At 44.9% G+C, this 23,240-nt stretch carries 17 protein-coding genes; 12 read left to right on the forward strand and 5 right to left on the reverse strand.

Annotation, left to right across the window (positions count from 1 at the left end):
• Window positions 1–45: 45 nt before the first annotated feature.
• On the reverse strand, window positions 46–720 hold the full coding sequence (locus QZ311_RS10115; protein WP_136413757.1) for a succinate dehydrogenase cytochrome b subunit: 675 nt from the start codon (window positions 718–720) through the stop codon (window positions 46–48).
• 372 nt (window positions 721–1,092) lie between these two features.
• On the opposite strand from QZ311_RS10115, the gene QZ311_RS10120 reads away from it, so the two are divergent.
• The 5 genes from QZ311_RS10120 (at window position 1,093) to groL (ending at window position 6,046) form a co-directional block, all read left to right on the forward strand.
• On the forward strand, window positions 1,093–2,334 hold the full coding sequence (locus QZ311_RS10120) for a hypothetical protein (RefSeq protein ID WP_297067301.1): 1,242 nt from the start codon (window positions 1,093–1,095) through the stop codon (window positions 2,332–2,334).
• The gene (locus tag QZ311_RS10125; protein WP_297067308.1) at window positions 2,331–2,771 is read left to right on the forward strand and encodes a hypothetical protein; all 441 of its coding nucleotides are present in this window, start codon (window positions 2,331–2,333) and stop codon (window positions 2,769–2,771) included. Before QZ311_RS10120 ends, QZ311_RS10125 begins: the two co-directional genes overlap by 4 nt.
• A gap of 203 nt (window positions 2,772–2,974) precedes the next feature.
• Entirely contained in the window at window positions 2,975–3,697 is a 723-nt protein-coding gene (locus QZ311_RS10130) for a lysophospholipid acyltransferase family protein (RefSeq protein ID WP_297067318.1), read from the forward strand.
• A 343-nt stretch (window positions 3,698–4,040) separates the two neighbouring features.
• Window positions 4,041–4,316: a co-chaperone GroES gene (locus QZ311_RS10135; protein WP_123613007.1), complete on the forward strand. Its 276-nt coding sequence runs from the start codon at window positions 4,041–4,043 to the stop codon at window positions 4,314–4,316.
• A gap of 92 nt (window positions 4,317–4,408) precedes the next feature.
• Entirely contained in the window at window positions 4,409–6,046 is a 1,638-nt protein-coding gene (gene groL / locus QZ311_RS10140) for a chaperonin GroEL (RefSeq protein ID WP_297067323.1), read from the forward strand.
• Between the two features lie 133 nt (window positions 6,047–6,179).
• On the opposite strand, the gene QZ311_RS10145 is transcribed toward groL, so the two are convergent.
• Both QZ311_RS10145 and QZ311_RS12455 read right to left on the reverse strand, forming a co-directional pair.
• Window positions 6,180–6,602, reverse strand: coding sequence for a DUF2442 domain-containing protein (locus QZ311_RS10145; RefSeq protein ID WP_297067326.1), 423 nt, complete (start codon window positions 6,600–6,602; stop codon window positions 6,180–6,182).
• A gap of 159 nt (window positions 6,603–6,761) precedes the next feature.
• Window positions 6,762–6,851 carry a DUF4160 domain-containing protein gene (locus QZ311_RS12455; protein WP_363323604.1) on the reverse strand — a complete coding sequence of 30 codons (90 nt, stop codon included), beginning with the start codon at window positions 6,849–6,851 and terminating at the stop codon, window positions 6,762–6,764.
• A gap of 314 nt (window positions 6,852–7,165) precedes the next feature.
• Here QZ311_RS12455 and QZ311_RS10150 point away from each other — a divergent pair, with 314 nt between their 5' ends.
• Window positions 7,166–11,653, forward strand: coding sequence for a pectinesterase family protein (locus tag QZ311_RS10150; RefSeq protein ID WP_297067333.1), 4,488 nt, complete (start codon window positions 7,166–7,168; stop codon window positions 11,651–11,653).
• A 111-nt stretch (window positions 11,654–11,764) separates the two neighbouring features.
• On the opposite strand, the gene QZ311_RS10155 is transcribed toward QZ311_RS10150, so the two are convergent.
• Window positions 11,765–12,358 (reverse strand): sigma-70 family RNA polymerase sigma factor, encoded by a 594-nt coding sequence (locus QZ311_RS10155; RefSeq protein ID WP_297067338.1) that lies wholly within the window; start codon window positions 12,356–12,358, stop codon window positions 11,765–11,767.
• 158 nt (window positions 12,359–12,516) lie between these two features.
• On the opposite strand from QZ311_RS10155, the gene QZ311_RS10160 reads away from it, so the two are divergent.
• The 6 genes from QZ311_RS10160 to QZ311_RS10185 all read left to right on the forward strand — a co-directional run bounded on the left by QZ311_RS10160 (window position 12,517) and on the right by QZ311_RS10185 (window position 21,941).
• Window positions 12,517–13,671 carry a FecR domain-containing protein gene (locus tag QZ311_RS10160; RefSeq protein ID WP_297067341.1) on the forward strand — a complete coding sequence of 385 codons (1,155 nt, stop codon included), beginning with the start codon at window positions 12,517–12,519 and terminating at the stop codon, window positions 13,669–13,671.
• A gap of 35 nt (window positions 13,672–13,706) precedes the next feature.
• Window positions 13,707–17,324, forward strand: coding sequence for a SusC/RagA family TonB-linked outer membrane protein (locus tag QZ311_RS10165; protein WP_297067344.1), 3,618 nt, complete (start codon window positions 13,707–13,709; stop codon window positions 17,322–17,324).
• A gap of 11 nt (window positions 17,325–17,335) precedes the next feature.
• A complete protein-coding gene (locus QZ311_RS10170; protein ID WP_297067348.1) occupies window positions 17,336–18,715 on the forward strand; it encodes a RagB/SusD family nutrient uptake outer membrane protein in 1,380 nt (459 codons plus the stop codon).
• Window positions 18,716–18,728: 13 nt separating this feature from the next.
• Window positions 18,729–19,820, forward strand: coding sequence for a thioredoxin family protein (locus QZ311_RS10175; RefSeq protein ID WP_297067351.1), 1,092 nt, complete (start codon window positions 18,729–18,731; stop codon window positions 19,818–19,820).
• A 195-nt stretch (window positions 19,821–20,015) separates the two neighbouring features.
• Complete coding sequence (locus tag QZ311_RS10180) at window positions 20,016–21,137, forward strand: TlpA disulfide reductase family protein (RefSeq protein ID WP_297067353.1); 1,122 nt, start codon at window positions 20,016–20,018, stop codon at window positions 21,135–21,137.
• A 36-nt stretch (window positions 21,138–21,173) separates the two neighbouring features.
• Window positions 21,174–21,941, forward strand: a complete 768-nt coding sequence (locus QZ311_RS10185; RefSeq protein ID WP_297067356.1) for a TIGR02757 family protein — start codon at window positions 21,174–21,176, stop codon at window positions 21,939–21,941.
• 291 nt (window positions 21,942–22,232) lie between these two features.
• On the opposite strand, the gene QZ311_RS10190 is transcribed toward QZ311_RS10185, so the two are convergent.
• Window positions 22,233–22,691: an immunoglobulin-like domain-containing protein gene (locus QZ311_RS10190; RefSeq protein WP_297067359.1), complete on the reverse strand. Its 459-nt coding sequence runs from the start codon at window positions 22,689–22,691 to the stop codon at window positions 22,233–22,235.
• Window positions 22,692–23,240: the final 549 nt, after the last annotated feature.

The raw sequence follows: 23,240 nt of genomic DNA on the forward strand, positions 1-23,240 counted from the left end.
CTTGTTGTCTGCCATATCTGTGATGTGGGATTGTTAACGATGAGATTAGAAACATCCGCTATGGGCACGGACTGTGAACACGATAGCTTCGGCGATGAAAAGAAGAACCACGATGGTAGTCCACCAGAAGCCGATGCTCTTGAGGCGCGGGAGCCATGTGTCGTTGTCCCATCCGCAGCTCTGGAACATTGACCAGAAGCCGTGGTTCATGTGGAACCAGAGGGCGATGAAGCCGATGATGTAGACGATAGGAGTCCACACGAGCTTGAACGCTTCATTGATGAAGTAGATGCCGTTCTGTGGATCGGGGAAGTGCTCGCCGAGAATTTCTGCCAGCTGCATCTTGGCCCAGAATTGAATCATGTGGACCACGAGGAAGGCGAGGATCACGATACCGAGCACGAGCATGTTTTGCGAAGCCCATTCAACCTGTGCGGGTTTTGCAACGACGGCATAGCGGTCATTGCCACGGGCCTTGCGGTTCTGGATGGTGAGCCACACTGCATAGCAGATGTGGATGATTGCGAGGGCTGCGAGGCCGATTGATGCTACGAGAGCATACCAGTTGGCTCCGAGGAATGCACAGATAGCGTTGTAGCCATCAGGCGAGAAAATAGCCACTCCGTTCATCAGACAGTGAAACGTGACAAATAGGACAAGGCAAATGCCCGTGAGTGCCATCACGAACTTCCTTCCTATAGATGAGCATGTTAACCACATAGTAGTTTGGAAATGAAATTAGAAATTATTAGATTGGATTTATGAAATTGTGCTATGGAGAAAATGGTAGACTCCCGAAATCCGGAGACCGGGAATCTATGGGTAGTCGTTGCCAAAAATGCGCAGTGTGCGCTTGATAGTGCAAAGTTACGTCAAAACATCGGGCTTTACAAGGATTAAAGAAAAATTTCTTTAACTAATGATAGGAAAGAATGGTTCATAAATTACAATAAACGATTTTTTTTATTAATTAATTGAATTTTGTATAGTATATATGTATGATGTTTAAATTCAATAAATTGATTTGTAGGTATGTAAAAAGTGTTTTACTTTTGTGGAAACCTATTAAATTTTTTATTAACAATAATTACTATGAAAAAGCATTGTAAATTAAAAAAAATCATTCTGATTTCGTTAGTGTTGTTTACCTCTTGTACAGAAGAAATGACTATTTCTATGGATAAATGTGGTGAATCTCAATCTAATGTGATAATGGACATGGATAACCGTCTATATGATTTGGGGGAGATTGTCCCATATTATGAAGATATAATTATGGATACAAATCGAGATATATCAGAAAATGAGAATGATATTTTTGGGGATATTGAAGGAATGGAGGTGAATATCGTCGTCCGTGAAAATGTGGCTAATTCAAAAGCAAGATTCTTGTCATCGAATGGAGCAGGAAAGGAAGTGGGATTAGCAGAGTCAGGAGAGAATAAAAAACAAAAATTTAGAATTAATTTGAATCCAATTTCGAGTAGTATCTACATAACTGATAATAATAACTGTATTTTATCAATTGGTAAATTCTCTAATGACCCTTCTAAAACGAAGGTGCTCTATGCTAGAGATGATAACTCTCAACTTGGGGGGCTATGGTCTTTCTTAAAAGGACGTAAAAGACCACAGTCGAATATCCTCGAAAATACAGCAGAAGTATTTGGTTGGGGAGAACCGGGAGGTGCTTATTATGAAGTTCTTGGTGTTAAAGATTCTAGATTATATTTCAATAGGTATTTTGAAAGTGCAACGCAAGAGTTTGAAATTAGATTGATTGAAAATCTAAGGATGCTCGGATCTCCAAGATATAATATTAGTGATGCCTCGGTTGATTTAGAGCCTGATAAAGTAATCAGTACATCTGTAAACAATGAAACAAGGAACTCACAAAAGCATACCTTTACTTTTGCTGATAGTTTTGTTGAGACATCTTCTTTCCAAGAAAACAAGTCATATACATCTAATGTCAGTGGAGGTGCGAGTTTTAAGATATTGGGATTTGGCGCTGATGGTAAAGTAACGGAAACAACTTCTCAGAGTTTTACTTATGGTGAAAACTCGTCGCATAATATATCATATACTTTTACTCAGGAACTTATCGTGTCTCCTCGTTCAGAAGCGACACTTACTGCTGTGATTAAAAGTGGTACTATTTCATGTGATTATAGTATGGATGTCGAAGGTGTTGAATCCGGTCGTAGATTTACTATTTTTGGAAGATGGGAAGGTATATCATGTATTAAAGTTCATTATACTCTCACGGAAAAATCTCTTGATACAGGAGAAGTGATAGGTTCTAATAGCTTTGAAAAAATGCCAACTAGATGAAATTGCTATATTCAATTATTATATTAGTCTTTATTGTGGCATCATCTTGTATTTCGAACAAGATACTTATTGATGAAATAACTAAAGGCCGTATAATCGTATTTTGTTTTATTGCTGATGGAAATATTACAGATTACAATGGTTGTCTTGTAGCCAGATATGATGATTATATTGATTCGGATGATATATGTAATATATATAATCTTGAGATGAAGAAGATTGGTTATATTTGGCGTGGTTCTGCATATTCTTCCGATGGAGGATTTAAGGGATATGTCTGTGAAGGTCTTGTTTATAGAGAATACAATGGCACAGAAACCGAGCTTTTAGCTAAAGCCAATTTGACAAAGAATGAAATTTTAAAGAAAATCAGGAGGTGTCAGTTGAAATCATTTGAGGGAAAACGTTTGATTCACTCTCTTGATGAGCTGAAATAGAGTTCTTGATTAATTACTGACAGCTTGCTGACTTAAGGTCATCAGGCTGTCTTTTAAATATATATGTATATTGACGTTGAGATGCTGAAATCCGAGATGATTTATATTTATTTGACATTTATAGGAATTATGTGTATTTTTGCGAGCACTAAACGGGCCAAATGCCCTGTGAACCTTTTTTAGACGCTCTAAAACATACGCACATGCCAGCAATTTTGCTCATCCTCTATCGCATCTATCAGGTGTTAATCATGTGTCCGCTACTGATAGTGGCGACCATCATCACGGCTGTCGCCACGGCTGTCGGTTCGGCTCTCGGTTTCGGGCGCTGGTGGGGTTACTATCCTGAAATCATTTGGGCGCGTCTGTTTTGCTGGCTGGCGTTTGTCAGGGTGACTGTCAGCGGTCGCGAGAACATTGACTCAAAGGTCAGCTATATGTTCGTGGCCAACCATCAGGGGGCTTATGATATTTTTACCGTCTACGGCTATCTCGGTCATAATTTCCGTTGGATGATGAAGCAGAGTCTGCAGAAGATACCTTTCGTCGGCTGGGCCTGCCGCTGGGCGCAGCAGATTTTTGTCGACAACTCATCTCCAGCGGCCACCCGCCGTACCATGGAGCGTGCCGAGCGTCAGCTTAGCGGAGGTATGTCGCTCGTCATCTTCCCGGAAGGGGCGAGGACATGGACAGGCGAGATGCGGCCGTTCAAACGCGGGGCCTACCGACTTGCCTTAGAGTTTAATCTTCCGGTCGTTCCGCTGACCATTGACGGCGCATTCAAGGTGCTCCCGCGATTCAAGAAACTGCCTGTCCCCGGGCATATCCATCTGACCATACATAAGCCCATCCATCCGTCGGCCGACGGTCACGATCTGCCACGGCTTATGGAGGAATCGCGGTCATCGATTGCTTCAGCGCTCTGAGCGGGCTGTTACCACCTTATTATATTAAATATTATAAGTGCTCATTTTGGTTTCGGGGCGTCGCAGTCAGGTTGTGGCGCTCAGATTGGCTGATGCGTTGCTGAACATTTCTGCTTATTAAAATGTTTCTGTCTATGGATAGCCGGTGCTGTGTGCCGGTCTTGTCATTATGCCATGAGTCCACACGTCTGCCTGATTGACATTTTGTCAGTCGCGACTGACAGTCCTTGCCTTTGGCACGATTTATGCGATATCATGAAGCGGTAACGACGGGCTAAGCGCCCCGGCCGACCTTAAAAATATTTGAAAAATTAATCAATAATAATTTATAATATCAGAAACTATGAATATCAAGCCATTAGCTGACAGAGTGCTGATTAGCCCCACTCCTGCTGAAGAAGTAACAGCCGCAGGTATCATCATCCCCGATACTGCAAAGGAAAAACCCCTCCGTGGAACAGTCGTGGCTACCGGCAACGGAACTAAGGATGAAGAGATGGTCGTAAAGGCCGGCGATGAAGTCCTTTTCGGCAAATATGCCGGTTCGGAAATCGAGCTTGACGGCACTAAATATCTCATCATGCGTCAGAGCGACATCCTTGCTGTCCTCGAAAAATAATTCCTGACAGGAAGAATCTGACAAAAAAACAGGATACGGAAATATCCTGATATCCCCTCAAAAAGATAACTCTTAAATTATTAAGAAATAAAATGGCAAAAGAAATTAAATTCGATATAAAGGCTCGCGAAGAGCTCAAAAAGGGTGTCGACGCTCTCGCCGATGCTGTGAAAGTTACACTCGGTCCTAAGGGACGCAATGTGATCATCGAAAAGAAGTTTGGCGCACCCCACATCACTAAGGACGGTGTCAGCGTAGCACGTGAAATCGAGCTTGAAGACGCATTCCAGAACATGGGTGCTCAGCTCGTCAAGGAAGTGGCTTCGAAAACAGGCGACGATGCCGGCGACGGAACAACCACTGCCACAGTGCTCGCACAGGCAATCATCAACGTTGGTCTCAAGAACGTTGCCGCCGGTGCTAACCCCATGGACATCAAGCGTGGTATCGACCGTGCGGTTGCCGTTGTGGTTGAAGGCATCAAGGCTCAGAGCGAGGAAGTAGGCGACGATTTCAAGAAAATCGAAGACGTGGCCCGCATCTCTGCAAACAACGACGAGGCTATCGGCCATCTCATCGCCGAAGCTATGAAGAAGGTGAAGAAAGAGGGTGTCATCACTGTTGATGAGGCAAAGGGAACTGAAACCACTGTCGACATCGTCGAGGGTATGCAGTTTGACCGTGGCTACATCTCACCCTATTTCGTGACCAACACTGAAAAGATGGAATGTGTGATGGAAAGCCCCTACATTCTCATCTATGACAAGAAAATTTCCAACATCAAGGATATTCTTCCCGTGCTCGAACAGACCGCACAGTCTGGCCGTGGCCTTCTCATCATTTCAGAGGATGTCGATCAGGAAGCTCTTGCAACTCTCGTTGTCAACCGTCTCCGCGGTTCGCTCAAGGTTTGCGCTGTCAAAGCCCCCGGTTTCGGCGACCGCCGTAAGGAAATGCTCGAAGACATCGCAGTGCTCACCGGTGGTGTTGTAATCTCTGAGGAAAAGGGCATGCAGCTTGCAACCGCTACTGTGGATATGCTCGGACGCGCTGAGAAAATCACAGTCAACAAGGAGAACACCACCATTGTCAATGGTGCAGGCAACAAGGAGGCTATCGCATCGCGCATCGCTATGATCAAGACTCAGATTGAGCAGACCACAAGCGACTATGACCGCGAGAAGCTTCAGGAACGTCTCGCCAAGCTCGCAGGCGGTGTAGCTGTGCTCCACATCGGCGCTCCCAGCGAAGTTGAAATGAAGGAGAAGAAGGACCGTGTCGACGATGCGCTTTCTGCAACCCGTGCAGCCATCGCCGAAGGTATCGTTCCCGGCGGCGGTGTAGCCTACATCCGTTGCGTGAAGTCACTCGAAAATCTCAAGGGTGCTAACGACGACGAGACCACAGGTATCAACATCGTGCTCCGTGCTATCGAAGAGCCCCTCCGCCAGATTGTTGCCAACGCCGGTGAAGAAGGTGCTGTAGTGGTTCAGAAAGTCAAGGACGGCAATGCTGATTTCGGCTACAATGCACGCACAGGCAACTACGAGAATCTTCTCGCTGCCGGTGTCATCGATCCTGCCAAGGTTACACGTGTGGCTCTTGAAAACGCAGCTTCGATTGCAGGCATGTTCCTCACTACTTCATGTGTTATCGCCGACAAGAAGGAAGACAATCCCGCTCCCGCAATGCCCGCTCCCGGCATGGGTGGCATGGGCGGCATGATGTAATCAATCCGTGATTATCAATTGACCGCTTCCCAAGCGAAGATATAAATAAAGAAAATCGGCCCGTTACCTTTCAGCAATAGAAGGGACGGGCCGATTTTTTATGTATTACGACGCCTCGTATAATCAAGTTTGCTTATAACATTGCCGCACACATCTCTTTACCTGCTTTGATGATGGTCTCGCGGATTGTGTTGAGAGTCTCCTGACTTGGAGTCCAGACACCATACCTGAAACGGTCGAGTTTACTCTTATGCATTCCTGCCATTTCTGCAAAAGCTGCGAGATTCAGCCATGGAAAACGAGAGAGAAGGTTGTTCACGGGATTGTCGTAGTTGACGGTATAAGTCTCAAAAAAGTTGGATATGTGTATGTCCTCGTCGATTTCGTCCCAGCGTATACTTTGATTATCTTCCCATAAATAGAAATTTTTACGTTGTTTATCAGTAGCATCCAGTAGGGTGGGGAAGGCTTCGAGCGGTTGGTGATATTTTTTGCCCGTTTCAGTTTGAATCCATATATGGTTGTCCTCAAACCAGACTTTTTCTATACGTTCCATAATTTATGGGGGTTATTTTGTGAATACTTTATGCCATTCAGCCACGATGTCATCTTTATAAAACGCCACTGTGTCTAATGCTTTCTTTATGGTCTGTTGTTTTATTCCGTTGTTTTCTATAAGTTTTATTTCAGGCTCGACTTGTATTTTGGCTGACAATCACTGATATTGGATATGAACATGTATGGGTTCATGGTCATTTGGATAGAAAAAGAAACGGATTCCGAAAATGTATAGGACAGTTGGCATATTTATATTCGTGTTTTTGATATTAAAGTGAATGCTGGAAGTGGCATGTCTTCCATCGTTCTTGCAAAAATAGGACTTATTTCCCGTCTTCAAAAGTTTTATGTCGGTAAAACATATTCAGACGCGAATTTTTATAATATTTTAATATTCAGTTGCTCAATGCTTGGATATTAGCGAATTAAGTCGTAGATTTGCACTTAGGAATAGTCTGATACCACATGTCCGGGCATTCGTTTTTACAATAAGTGCTATGTTCGAGTAATCACTATTTTATTATTAATAAATTTAATACCAATTATTACTAATTTCTACTCATGACAAAAAGAATTTGGAATGTTGTCCTCGTTTTGGCATGCTTGCTGGGATTCCAGTCGGCGCGTGCTGAGTTTAAGGACATCAGAGTGGACTTGACCAATGGCAATCTTCTCACCGATAGTGAGAAGGCTGACAAATCGTCGACCACTTTCGGAGTTGCCGTCGGTGCTGACGGAGTTGTCTCGCGTGTTGCATCCGACGATGCTTCCGCTGCAATAATCCTTTCGGGTAAGTATCATTCCGACGAACACGGCTGGGGCAACTTTAGCTCGACCGTGTCTGTTGATGGTCCTGTGAAAATCTCTATGGGCACATGCGCTTGGGGTGGCGATGTGACTGTCAAGAATGTTGCCGGAGAAACTGTTGCAACGTTCAACACAAACAACGGTGCTTGCTATCACAATGACAAGACTGCAAACATCGCATCGGTTATCTACAAAGGCGATGCCACTACTCTCACAATCGCAGGTGGAAGCTACACCCCCTACATCGCTGTCGAGAAAGTAAATCCTTCGGATATTGTGGAAGACGTAGAGGTTTCATTCGGATTCGGTGACTATGCCGATGCCGGTATTCTTCCTGCCTCAGAGAAGATTGAGGCCGGCAAGACTTTCACAATCCCTGCCAACTTTACAATGTATCAGGAAGGCAAGACCCTCGTGGGCTGGACCGACGGCAGCAAGAACTATGAAATCGGTGAACTCATGACTGTCACAGCTCCTGTCACTCTGACTCCTGTTTTCGTCGACAATGCTGTCTCGCTTGCCGATCGCAAAGATCCTGTGACAATCAAATGGGATTTCCAGCGTCAGAACGGTGCTCCGACCGTAGGATTCCAGAACGTGACCGGTTTCTGGGTGGCTCAGGCTAAGGTTGGCACTGAAATCATCGACGTGAAACTCGACTTTGACACCAACAACGGCGGTAAGATTGCCAACGGCAACTGGAACGACTGGGCTCAGATGAATGCCGGGACTACCTTTAAAGTTCCCTCCTGCAAAGGCGCGGTCGTTTCGACTGAGGCATACAGCTCGCCGACCACCACGACAGTCGATGGCATTTCGATTGCCGACGGAACCAAGAATCCCTCGTTTACTTGTCAGGGAAAGGCTGAATTCGTTGACCTCGTGATCGGCGACGGATCTTACTACCGCTACATTCAGGTGGTTCTGCCCTTCGTTCCCAAGGACATTGCCGGTGCAACCTTCGAAAATCAGGAAGCCTCGGTCGTATGGGCATTCAATTCGTCAAACTTCATGGAAGATGTCGTGGCAATGCCTGAGGCTACATTCTCGATTGCCAATTTCGACATAGGCGTTTGTACTTTCAAGAAAGTTATCAGCACAACCATGTGCCCCGACAGACAGTTTGTCGACATCAAGTCTGCCAACGGCCCGTCTGACATAATCAAATGGACTGTTAAGCCTGTCAAGGGTCTGACCTTTACTCCCGTCAGCGTCAGCTTCTATGTCGGACGTGACGGAACAGACGGAGCCGGCAATGATGTGACTGTCCGTGGCGAGGTCACAGGTGGCGAATCTGTAGAATTTGCATCTATTACACCTCACCGCAACAACAAGACTCAGGCCGAGGACTCCAAGGGAAATCTTGATTCATACACAGTCAAGTTTGAATACACTCTGACCCCCGACCAGCAGAAGGCTCTTACTTCAGGCGATGGATTCAATCTTGTCATGAACAATGGTTATGCCAACACCAAAGGCCTTCTTGTTTCCGATGTCCACATCAACGGTATACTCAACGGAACAGTTGAGGCGGTTGAGAAATTCTCTCTTAAACTATCTCAGAATATCGAAGCTGCCGGTAAGGTGTCCGTCTATCCTGCTGCCGACGAATATGAGAAAGGCACTGAGGTCACTCTGTCTGCCGTCCGCAATTTCGGCTATAAATTCATCAACTGGACCGATGCTTCCGGCAAGGAGCTTTCCGCCGAAACTTCGTTCACCTACGTTGTCGATGCCAACTCTGAGATTATTGCCAACTTCGAGCAGCTCCGCACATTTGCTCTCGATTATAACGTAGAGGGCGGAGCCAACAGCTACATGGTCGCTCCGACTCCTGCTCCGACTGTTGTCGACGGAAAGAATATGTATGAGGAAGGCACTACCGTGACCCTCACGGCAAGCAGCAACCCCATCCTTACGTTCACTAACTGGAACGATGGTCAGTCGTCGAGCGAGATACAGATTGTAATGGATGCCGACAAGTCGTTTACAGCCAGCTATTCGTCCATTGACTTCGTTGCCGGATGGGACTTCCATCGTGCGGGCAACAACGGACGTGTAGCCGACTTCGCTGCTGCCGACAATGACGCTGCTGCTCTCGTGCTCCGCGATGAGGCCGGAAATTCTCAGGGCTGGCTCGACAAGAGTGCTTCGGCCGGTGGCTATGAAGGCCGTCCCGGTGGTGTTAACTGGCGGACTGACGGTCTCGGAAAATACTATTGGCAGACAATGGTCAACGCCGAGGCTTTCACCGACCTCAAGGTCATCACCGCTATGGTCTACAACTACAATGCTTATCAGAAATACAATGTCCAGTATTCTCTTGACGGTGAAAACTGGCAGACTGTAGGCACTCTCTTCATGCAGGGAGCAAAGAACTGGACTGACGGTGAGTTCAATCTTCCCGCTGAAGCCAACAATCAGAAATCAGTGTACATCCGCTGGATTGCCGACCGTGATTCCGACATTGACGGAACCAAGTCTGACAACGACGGCGCTTGTATCGGTGCAAGCTACATCATCGGAACATCCCGAATGATTGACGACGGCACTGCACCCGTGCTTGTTTCGTTCATTCCCGAGAACGGTTCTTCGTCGGCATCTATCAACGGCAAGATTGTTCTTACTTTCGACGAGAAGGTGAAAGTCAAGGAAGGTACGACGGCCTCTCTCGGCGACAAGGTTCTTACGCCTTCTGTTTCAGGTAAGACCATACTTTTCCAGTACAAGAATCTTGCTTACGCTACCGACTACACCTTCACTCTTCCTGCCAACAGTGTGATGGACCTCACTGACAACACAATCAGTGAAGAGATTAAAATCAACTTCACCACCAAGACCCGTCCTGTCGTAGCGAAGGCTCTCTATGACGCAGAGGTAAGCAATGTCGACGAACTTGTCGCTGCCATCAAGGCTGCCGGTGCTCGCGAAGATAAGACCAAGCGTTTCCGCATCTTCATCCACGACGGTTTCTATAAGATTCCGGCAAGCACCACCGCCACCAAGGTTGGTAGCGATGGCAAGTCGTACCCCGATCCCACGACCTATATCAATACCCCCAACATTTCGTTCATCGGCGAAAGTATGGAAGGCGTTGTCATCACCAACACCGTTCCTGAAGGCGAGGGCAACAATGGCTTCGGTGCATCCAATCTTCTTGAAGGTATCGGCAAGGGCGATGTGCTCCGTCTCGACAAGACCGCGGCCAACACCTACTTCCAGAACCTCACGATGAAGAGCTCGATGGGCGATGCCCGTGGCCGTGACATTGTGCTCAACGACGGTTCTGACAAGACAATGATGAAAGATGTATGTCTCTGGGCTTATCAGGATACCTATGTATCAAACAACGAGCAGGGTCGCTTCTACTTTGAAGGTGGTGTCCTCCGCGGACGCACCGACTTCCTCTGTGGCAAGGGCGACGTTTACTACAACGCCGTTACCCTCCAGATGTGTGAGAAGGGTGGTTACCTCGCTGTTCCGTCAAATCCCCGCAAGTACGGCTACGTATTCAAGGATTGCGAAATCGTTGGCGAGAAGGATGATATCGACGGTAACTATACTCTCGGACGTCCTTGGGGCAAGGGTACTCCCACTGCTGTGTATATCGACACCAAGATGACCGTTAAGCCTTCGGCTATCGGATGGAACGAAATGAGCGGCGGTTGGCCTGCACGCTTTGCCGAATACAATTCAATGACATCTACAGGCACTGTGATTGATCTCAGCCAGCGCAAGAAAATTTTTGCCGATTCACACGAAAACAATCCGGTTCTTACCAAGGAAGAAGCCGATGCAATGAGCTATGAGGCTGTCATTGGTTCAAATGACGACTGGGATCCCGCAAGCTTCACTGAGCAGGCTCCCGCCCCGACCAATGTCACTCTTGAAAACGGTATGCTTTCATGGGACAATAGCGATTACGTTTCATGCTGGGCTGTATGCAAGGACGGCAAGGTGATCGCCTTCACCATCGAGCCTCAGTTTGAAGTCGAGGCCAGCCGTGCCGGTGAGGTTTACGCTGTCCGTGCCGCCAACGAAATGGGTGGTCTCGGAGAGGCTGTCGCTGTCGGAGGCGCAACTTCGGCCATTGATGGCATATCTGCTGACGACGCTGTCGTTTCGACTGTCTATTACAACCTTCAGGGCATGCGCGTGAGCGAAGGCACTCAGGGCGTTCTCATCAAGGTCGACACGCTCGAATCAGGCCGCACTGTCTCTACTAAAGTCGTTGTGAAGTGAGAATAGTTCATTTTTTAAGACTTTAACCATACTGTATAAGAGGCTGTGTCATTATGACACAGCCTCTTATTTTATCGTAAATTCACACTGTCCGTGACTGTCTAACGTGAATTAACCGACTGCATGTCTACTGATGTCCGAAGCAATTATAATCAGTAATGTGTGTTCATCTATGTCACTTCCAAGCATAGTTCTGATTTTATCCAAAAGTCTTGCTTTTCGTTTCTTTATAGTAATCTCGGCAACACAGAGCAAATTGGCTATTTCCGCATTTTTCAATCCCTGAATAAAGCTGAGTTCAAACGTTTTACGGTATTCTTCGGGCAACGATTCAACAGCTGCATATATGACGTCTAAAGCATCTTGATAAATTATGGCAAGAGAAATATCATCTTCAACTTGGTCGCTGAGTAACAGGTTGTTGATATAGGCTTTGTTGCAATCAGCCTTTCTGATAAGGTCAATAACTCTGTTCCTGATATTTCTTAACAGACAATTGCGCCAATGCAGCGTTGATTCAAAACTTTCGCGATGAAGGTATGTCTCGAGAATAGCGCTTTGCACACAATCCTCAGCAAGATAAGATAGATTCTCTCCTGATATTTTTACAGCATAACGCAGTAAGGCCGGATATAATTCATTATAGAACGGGCTTAGTCGTCCTTTACAAAATGATTCAAATATGTATGTATAGTCTGGCATCATTATGTTGCAAATATAGTTGTTTAAAACCGTCCTGACAACAAATAAAAATATTTTTTCAGAAATATTATACCCTCTGTATGCTGAGTCCGTAATAATAGATAACAAGAGATGGAAAATTCAGCATCTGTCTTCAAGATAGTTTTAATTCAGATTTAGTCATGAAGTTAATTAGCGACTTATTCTATAAACTCTTTGTCGGTAATATATCTGACGAAGAGAAAAAGACCCTATCCGAATGGGTTGGCGAGAATCATAAACGTCAGATTCTGTTTCGGCTGCTTAGTGACCCGAATGAACTGGAGCGCGAGTTCCGTTACAGGAAACTTGTGGATGTCTCACGTGCTGAAGCTCAGATGAAACAGATGATTGCGAGGGCTGAACGCAGGCATTTGATAAAAAAGAGACTAGTCTACTGGACGGCTGCCGCCGTGTTTGCGGGGGTTGTCATGATTATGTTTAACTCCGATGATGTCAGGATTGATATGTCGGAGACTGAAATTGCACGTTCAGGCCATGAACAGTGTCTTATACATCCCGGAGAGACCAAAGCGCTAATTCGCTTGTCAAATGAAAAGACAATAGCCTTGAATGCGAATGACACTGCTGTAAACAGCTCATTTTTTGTTCCGAAAGAATCCGACTCGGGCAGTGTTGTAGCGGAATCCTTATGTGTTGAAGTCCCGAGGGGCGGAGAGTTTAAAATTATTCTTGAGGATTCTACTGAAGTCTGGCTTAACTCTGAATCTACTCTGAGATATCCTGAAACCTTCGGTGGGGATGAGCGTCGTGTAATAGTTTCAGGAGAGGCATATTTTGATGTTCATCATGAACCGGACAGGCCGTTTTACGTCGTTTCGGGAAATCAGCAGATAAGAGTCTACGGTACTGCGTTCAATATCAAGGATTATTCTGATGACGACATGTCATATATAACTTTAGAGTCAGGTTCAATCGCCATGTCACGGCTTGACAGTCCCGGTGCGGAAGTTTATTTGTCTCCCGGTCATCAGGCTGTTTTCAACAAAAATGATGAACAGCTTTCGATGAAGCTCGTAAAGCCAGATGTAATAACCAGTTGGCGATACGGACGATTTGTATTTGAAGGGCAGCCATTGAGAAATATCATGCGGGATCTCGCCCGATGGTATAATTTCTATTATGAATTCAAGGACCCTGATGTAGCGGAGATTCGTTTCCACGGGAGTATTCCCCGATATTCTGAATTTGTCACAGCGATGACCATTATAGAAAACTGTGGAAGCGTAAAATTTGCCATTAATGGAAACCATGTCAAGATATCAGGACAGCAATAGAATCAATTCATCAAACTATTATAATCAACTCAATTATGCGACAACCTTTCATTATCATGCTTTTTGCATTGATAGTTCCGTTTTCGGCTCTGGCCAGGAACTATGATGCGGTTTTTAACGGAAATAATCCTCAGCAGACGATCGAGATTATTTCAAAAGCCACAGGATATGATTTTGTATATCAGTCCGGACTGTTTGATGACATCAGCAGCAAAGTGTATGGAACTTTCAACGGTGTCAGTCTGAAAAAACTTCTTGACAAGACTCTTTCTGACCAGCTGGGTCTCAGTTATGTAATCGTTGACAAATCGATATCTCTTAAAAAGATGCCGTCAGGCAGAATTCAGTCCAGAGTATCAGGAACAGTTTTAGATGAAACCGGAGAGCCATTGGCTGGCGCGGCTGTGGTCATACAGGGGACTTCAATCGGTGTCGTGACAGATGTCGATGGAAACTTTGCCATGGATATAAACAATGACAGTCCGGTCCTTGTGGTTAACTATGTCGGTATGCATCCGTCAATACAGCGCCTCTCCAAATCTAATATCGGCAAGCATCTGAAAATTGTCCTTAAACACAATGCGTCAGTCATGGACGAGGTTGTTGTGACAGGCTATCAGAATATTAAACGTGAAAACGCCACGGGTGCGTTCCAGACCATCACTGCTGACGATTTGGATAAACGTTATACGTCCAATATAATCCAGAACCTTGAGGGTGCGGTCCCCGGTCTCGTTCTGTCAAAAAACGCTAATGATCTCGGTGACGATAAAATGGTAATCCGAGGGACTGGAACATTTAATGCAAGAAGAGCTCCTCTGATTGTAGTGGACGGCTTGCCTATCGAAGGTGGAATTGAAAGTATAAATCCCTATGAAATTTCTAATATCACTGTATTGAAAGATGCCGCTGCCGCAGCCATTTATGGAGCGCGAGCCACGAATGGTGTCATTGTAGTTTCCACAAAGCAGGCCGCCAACGAGCGGGTTAAAGTTGAATTCAATGCCGATATCACTGTGTCAGAGCGACAGAGTTATGATAATTTTGATTGGGCGGATGCAGGGCAGATGATTAAACTTGAAAGATATAATTTTAATGCGATGCGTGATGATGAGGACCAGTCGGCGTTTAAAAACCTTATAAACGGATATACCGGTGGTCGTGTTCAGGGGATGACTCCTGTCACCAGACTGCTGGTTGAGAATCATCGTGGCGATATTTCAGACGAGATTCTTGAAAGCAAACTGAGCCAATGGAGTAAGAACGACTATCGCAGGCAGTATCGGGAGATAGCCGAGAGACAGCGTGTCGAACAATCATATAACTTGGCCGTCAGGGTACTGTGTCGTAATCTCGCCTCGAGTATGGTTGTAAACTATCGCGACAACAACCGCGGCGCATACAAGGAGCATGAACATACGCTCCAGTATAAATATAAAGGCGATTTGAAAGTGGCATCATGGTTAGATTTGTCATTTGGCGTAGAAGTCCGGAATAAAGCGTCAAAATATCGTTCTGGTGTGGACGGACTCGGCATCAATGCGTTTCTGCCATATCAGTCTATATATAATGAAGATGGCACTTATGCGGAACTCGAGCGAGACATTTATCTTAAAGAGCCGAACTTAGGTAATGCAGAGTTGGAACTGAAGCCGGTTGGATTCTCCACTCATGACGAGCTAAACCGGAATTTCACAAAATCAGACTATACTAATATAAGGACCCATATCCATTCGTTATTCCGGATTATGCCCGGTTGGACAGCACAGGCACAGTTTCAGTATGAAGATATTTCATCGCGTTCAAGAAGGCTCCGTGAGAATGATTCATATTATATGCGCTACCTTTACAATCTCTACACATCCTCTACTCAGGTGAAAAAATGGGTCGACGACCCAGATGCTTTTGATAATATAGACTGGGATGATCCGAATGTATGGGATATAATAACCCAACCTAATTTTGGCAAAAAGGAAATAACGGTTAACGAAACAACACATCATATACCTGACGGTGGTCTCCTCACGACATCACATGTACATGGCGTACACTATACATTCAGAGGGCAGACACGATATAACAACACATTCGGTAAACATTTCGTTGACGCTCTGGCCGGCATGGAATACCGGCAGACCCATTCATGGGATAGTTCGGACATAAGATATGGATATAATCCCTTGACCTTAAATAATGGTAACATGGCCACCGACTGGGACTATATCACTTCGCCAGGCAAAAGCGCGCTTGGAAATGAATATAGAGTGCAGGGGGCTCCACGTCTGCCCGATAAGGACGGTGACATACTTCATCGCTATTACTCTGTATATTTTACCGGAAACTATGTTTTTGATTCGCGCTATTCTTTATCGGGGTCATGGCGAGTCGATAAAACGGACCTTTTCGGCTCCGACCCGAAATTTCGTGGTCGTCCGTTATGGTCTGTCGGTGCAAGCTGGAACCTTCACAATGAAAGCTTCATGAAGGCCTATACATGGCTGAACGCGTTAAAACTCAGAGCCTCTTATGGCCTCACTGGAAATATTGATTCAAACGCCAGTTCATATTTGACAGCCGCAATCAAAAACAATTGGATGAATTCTCTGCCGATGGGTGTCATAAAAAATGCTCCTTATGACCAGCTCAGATGGGAAAAGACAGCCACTACCAATATCGGTATCGACTATGCGTTCTGTGGATACAGGCTTAGCGGTTCGGTTGACTATTACCACAAATCGGGCAGCGACCTGCTGACGGAAACTGATATGGACCCGACATTAGGTCTGCCGGACAACGTGATGACGATTAATGCCGGTAATATGGTAAACACCGGCGTGGAACTTCAGATTAACGCTAATATCCTACCTCAGAAATTGCGTAATTCCGTAGGGGTGAACGTATATTTCAACATAGCCTATAACAAGAATAAAGTTACGGGCCTCAACCATATACCGCCAACCGCTTCGGACTATCTTTATGGATATCTGCGTGAAGGCTATCCACGCAGTTCAATTTTCTCTTTCGATTATGCCGGGTTGATTGACAATGAGGACGGTACAAGATCTATCGGATGGAGGGACCACAACGGAAATATACACAGTGAGAGCATATATGAGTCGGAATTTTCTGAAGATGACCTTATTTTCCACGGTTCGGCCGACCCGACTGTAGCAGCCTCATTTACTCCTGAGATTAAATATGCCGGTTTTTCGCTTTCTGCAATGTTTAATTTCTATGGCGGACACTATATGAGGGCAGGTAACGAAAGATGGAACACTTACGGCAATGACCTTGGATATACCAGTGGCGCCACTCCTTCCTCTTGTCTTAGATACTGGGAAGGCGACGTAGAAGCTATGCCTAACGGTTACAAGGCATATTCCACCATCGGATATGACTATGCGCCATATATGAACCGGAGTGTCTATCATGCTGATTATCTTAAAATCAGCAACATCGTCCTTTCTTACCAGTTTGACAGGGCTATCATCTCAAAACTCAGGCTGAGAGATTTGAGGCTTCGCGCACAGATAAATAATGTCTGTACATGGGCACGTAATCCGCTCGGCCTTGACCCGGAAGCGGTCATGGGTGGAATCAGCATAAACAGGACTCCCAGGAGCTACACTATGAGTCTGTTAGTTAATTTTTAAAAGCGAATATAATGAAAAATATTTATCCGTTGATACTATTATGTATCTCAGCCTTATGCTTGTCATCATGCGACGACAAGCTTGATATTATCCCCAAGGGAGAGACAACGCTTACGACTGTCGATGACCTTGAGACATTGCTCAATCAGGTATATAATCTTGATGAAAGTCCGGGAGACCTTGAGACACTTACCAACACGTGTTACGCTTCAGTTTCAGCAGATTTAAAAGGGACATATGAATACATCCTTGCGTCTTATGACGAGTCGGTTAAGCGAGAGGCTCTCCGTCTGACAGATGTCCGGTATAATACAATTTATAATTATATTCTTAATACGAATATTGTAATAGCCAAAACACCTGAGGCCAAGGGCGATTCCAAACAAAAAGAGCGGATTGTCGCAGAGGCCAGAGTTGTCAGAGGCTGGCTCCATTTTCTCATTGCCAATATTCATGCCAAACAATATGACAATGAAAGCCAGGCAGCCGGCGAAGGCGGAATCGCCTACGTTGATAATATTAATTTCCAAGAACAGAAAAAGAAAATCTCATTGAAAGAAACGTATGACAGAATTCTTGAAGATTGTTCTGATGAAGTCATTGAAAAGCTATATGATAACCCGACTAAGGTTCATCAGAGAGTCGCAAAGGATTTCGGTTATGGCATGCGTGCCCTTGTCCTCTTGCAGATGAAAGACTATGACCGGGCTCTGATATACGCAAATAAGGCGTTGGCGATAAATTCAGTTATCGAGGACAGGACAGAGACTGTCAGCGGAGGTGACTGGAAGTTGAGCTGGGACCATCCGTCAAATTACTTTTTCGTATATTCACGTGGCCCCAACACATCAATCGGGTACACTATGATATCAAAAGAAACGGTTGAATTATTTGAAGAAGGCGACATATTGATGGAAAATTACATCTGGGACCCGGATTATGCTGAGGAGTATAATGGCGCCTACTTCAATACTTCAAGTGCAAATATCAGTAATTACGGGATAAGAACCGAACAGATTATCTATGCTGCGGCTGAATGTCTTATTCGTCAAGGCAAATATGACCAAGGCCTGAAAATGGTCGACAGAGTTCGTGAAAAACGAATCTATGATTACTGTTATGAGCCGATTATAAATAAAGCCCAGAATCCCGTCGATGAGACAGAAGCGATGCGCTTGCTTGAGCGTGCGAAAAGGGTTGAAATGATCTACACGGTTCAGAATTTTCTCGATTTGCGCAGATGGAACACTGAGGAAAGATATAAACGGACCATAGTCCGTGACCTCGGCGAAGGTGAGTCTGTCAGCCTTCGTCCGGATTCCCCGCTTTGGGTATTCCCGTTCCCGCTGGACGCTGTAAACAGAAATTCATCATTGACACAAAACTATTAATACTGCCTGAAAAATGATACGAAAAATTGTGTTGAACGTTTTTATGCTGCTGTCAGCACTCACGGTGCATGGACAGACCCTGTTTGGCGAGATTTCCTTTGATGAGGCATTGAAAATTGCCAAAGCGGAAAACAAAAAAGTCTTTGTTGACTTTTATACCCAATGGTGCGGTCCATGCAAAAAGCTGTCAAAAGAGATTTTTCCGTCCAAAGCTGTCGGAGATTATCTCAATTCCAATTTTATATGTCTGAAACTTGACGCGGAAAAAGAAGGTGTCGGTCTGGCGGAAAGAATAAAGGTCGAAGCATATCCGACAATTGCGGTGTTTAACTGCGATGGAGAGCTTGCCGGTATGTTTTCAGGCTATCGTGGCGAAGACGAATTTATTGCAGCCGTTGAAAACTGCTGCAATCCTGACATGCACCCCGATAGAGTTGCCGCCCGTTATAAATCAGGCATCCGTGACGCGAAGACAGTAAAGTCATACGCCATGAACATCATGGATTCATATGATGACTATGATTCTGCAATAAAGGAAGTCTCCACGGTTATTGACGAATACTTTAATTCACTTCCGTACGAAGAACGTCTGAAGAGTGAAAATCTGTTTGTATTCACCAATTATACATGGGCCTACAGTAATCCGAGACTACCGTTTATTGTGGAAAATTTGAATAAATTTAACCCCGATGACCGTGCTAAGCTCGGCGATGTGATTGACAGGCTGTATTATGAGGAAGCAATGAGATATTTTTCATCGAATCTGCTTAATAATGATGATAGCATCGCCGAATACCGAAAATTCAAATCTAAAGTTGAATCATTTGGAAAAATGAAGAAACTCGAACCGATATTTGAGTTCTGCGAAATGCGAAAAAATATGACTGATGAAGAATATCTCTCTTTTTGCGACGTCAATTTCTCAAAGTTAGGAGAAATCGAACAAGCTCGCTTCTTGACGGAGATAAATACAATTTTTTCTGCCGATATGGAACAGCAGGAAAAAAGACTGTCGTCGTTCATACGCAAATATATCGGAACACTTGATTCGAGAGACATGTATTTCGCTGTCAGAACATTGATTGAGCTTGAAAAATCCCATTGATTTAAACCTTGTCTTTGCCTTATAATAGATGGAGGCTGTGTCGTAATTAAGGTTTATAAACTGCACCCCAAAAGTTTTTTGTCTAACTTTTGGGGTGCAATTCAATTTGACACAGCCTCTTTTTTAGATGGATTGACATTTTGGCTGTTTGGTGGATTTTACGTACTTTTGTCTCAATAAACTACATTATTATTTATGGATAAAAAATTTATTTTTGCGCTGTCTGCCGGGATGCTTGCAGTGAGCGCCTGCACTCTCAATGCGCAGTCAAATTATTCGGTGACCGCGAGTGTGCCGGCCGAGAAAAACAATACTATGGCCTATCTTCTCAACTGGGACAATGGCCAGAAGGTTGATTCCGTAATTGTAGCTGAGGGTCAGGCCAAGTTTTCTGGCAACTCACAGTCGCCTTTCATTGGACGTCTGGTTGTCGACGGTGCGCGTGGCCCGATTTTTATCGTTGAAGAGGGAAATGTGACCGTTTCTCCCGACGGAGTAGCCTCCGGAACTCCACTCAATGCCAAGATGGAGACATATGCCAAGCGCATGAAGGAAATTGTCGATGAGTATCAGAACATTGATCAGAACGATTCGACACTGATGCCTAAGGCAAAGGCTCTGCAGGCTGAATATGATGGCATACCGTCAAAGGCATATGCAGAAAACAAGGGAAATACCCTCGGCCTTTACTATTTCCTTAAGTTGGCCTATGAAATGGATCTCGCACAGCTCGACGCAGCTATTGCTGCCGATGCCAATCTCGCTTCGTCAGGACGTGTTCAGACTCTCCGTAAGTCGCTCCTTGCACGTGCCGAGACATCCGAAGGTAAGCACTACAAGGATTTTTCTATTACCTACAATGGCAAGACCGAAAAACTCAGCGACTATGTGAAGCCCGGGCGCTACACGCTCGTCGATTTCTGGGCAAGCTGGTGCGGTCCGTGCATCCGTCAGACAAAGGTAATTAAGGAACTTTATGCAAAATACAAGGACAAAGGTCTCGATGTTCTCGGCGTAGCCGTATGGGACGAACCTGAAAATACCCTGAAAGCTATCAAGAGCCACGGTCTTGACTGGCCCTGCATCATCAATGCCCAGAATGTTCCCACCGACCTCTATGGCATCACAGGCATCCCTTGCATCATACTTATCAATCCTGATGGAGTCATCGTGTCACGCGACAAGTATAGTCAGGCTCTTATCGATGATGTCGACAAAGCTATGTCGACCTACGAGCCTCAGGCACTTGTCATTCCGGCTGCGACATCTGCCAACGATACCGCTGCTGTCAAGACTGACACAAATGTGATTTTCTGAGACAAGTCGATTCAAAAGACTGTAAAAACATAGACTATGACAGAAAGAGATTTGAAAAATCTCCTTGACACAGAGGCGGCGAGAATCAACTCGCCGTCTTTCATTGAGGATGATCCCGTCCGGTTTCCACGTCGTTTCGAAGACCTCCGCGACATAGAGATTGCCGCGTTGCTCACTTCAGGCATCGCATGGGGCAACCGCAAGATGATATGCCGTGACTGTGACCGTCTGCTCGCGCTGATGGACAATAAACCTTTTGCCTACGTCATGGACGAGGGCTACGAGGATTTGCCTGACGGTCAGAATATCCACCGCACTTTTTTCACTCAGCATCTCAAACACTATCTCCGAGGCCTGCGTGCCATCTATGCGCGTCACGGTTCGCTTCAGGAATTCGGACGCAGCGAGTCTATAGCTTCATCCGAAGCTCCGGCATGGAAACTTGTAGAGGGGATAAACCGTGTGCTTGAGGCGACCGATCCGGCAAACAATGAGTTCGCATCCCGCTGTCTGCCTCAGAATCTTTCGACGACCGCTCTCAAGCGTGTGAACATGGCTTTGCGCTGGCTTGTCAGAAACGACGGTATCGTGGACATGGGTGTGTGGGACATAATCTCCCCATCACAGCTTTACATTCCTCTCGATGTCCATGTCGGTGACATTTCGCGTGAGCTTGGACTTCTAACACGCAAGGCCAACGACCGCCGTTCGGTCGATGAGGTCACCGCCCACCTCCGCCGTTTCAATCCCTCCGACCCGACCATCTACGACTTCGCCCTCTTCGGAATCGGCATGAAGCTGTAATTTTCTTTCACGGCTCTCAATGTCTGCAAAGAGGTCATAAGGAAAGGTTATCCGAATCTGTCAGTAGCCCGATTCAAGAGACTAATGTTTGAGTCTTATCTTGCTTCGACAAATATTTCGACTTACGGAAAATCTCCGCATATCAAAATAATCCAGAAGATAAAAACAACAAGTTGGCTCAGTTATCCGCTTAGCAGGTCTGTTCAACTTCAAATTTTACCGAATCATTGTCAGTAAAATAAATAGTTGATAAACATACATGAATAGAAAGAGGGAATATAGTCCATCTTTCTATTCATGTATGTTTATTTCATCTGAAACGATTAATTCTTCCCCTCTAAATTTAACAATTTTACTTATTCTATAAATACCCTTCTGAAGAACGTCCTTAGTTTCGTTTAAATCTATTTCAAATTTTCTCGAATTATGAGCTTGAATCTCATAACCAATATCATAGAATATTCCAGGACCCAAAGGAACTGCGACCCAGTGACCTCCAATCAGTTGTTCAATCTTGTAATATTGTCCTGTCGAACAAATCGTATCTTTATTGTTGATTATTTCAATTCTAACAGTGTCAGACGGTGATAATTTATCCATGTCTTTTACTATCAAATATATTGAGTCGTTGTGATGCAAATCTTCATCAACAATAATATTAGATTGGTTTGCTTTTTCTTGAGTATGAGAAACGCTATTCACACACCCGCATAAACCAACAACAAAACATATAATATAAGCGGTTTTCATTAGTACCTTTCTAAATTTAAAAGATTCATCACATTATCTGCTTTAGAATATCTGCCATAAAGATTTTAAAGGCATGGTTTTAAAATGATAAATAAAAAGGTGTGAGGATTTATTTTGCTTTATCCCGCTCTCAGGTCTTGGCGTACCTTTTCCTACGGATAAAGCAATAGCCCCACACCGAATATGCCAATCTGTCCTTACGCTCCATATGGAAGGCAGGGGTATAGCAATCGATGCAGGTGCTATTGCCAATCATCTTCGTAGGAATACAAACCGCCAAGTTTGAGAACGGAAGATAATTTCAATAACACCTTTCAGTTATAAAATGAAAAATTCCCACATATTTCAGGCTCTCTTGCCAAAAGGTATGTGAAATTTTTACAAAGATAATCAAGAGGTATTGGTGTATGGTTATCTCTAAAGTTAAATAAGATTAAAGGCATGAAACCGTTGCCGGTTCATGCCTTTAAACAGTACAGTCACGTGACGATGTTTTTTAACGTGAGTTCGATATAAGAAATCAGAACAACGTCAATTGATTGTCCGACA

Origin of the sequence: uncultured Duncaniella sp., from assembly GCF_910578445.1 — a bacterium.
Taxonomy (GTDB): Bacteria; Bacteroidota; Bacteroidia; order Bacteroidales; family Muribaculaceae; genus Duncaniella.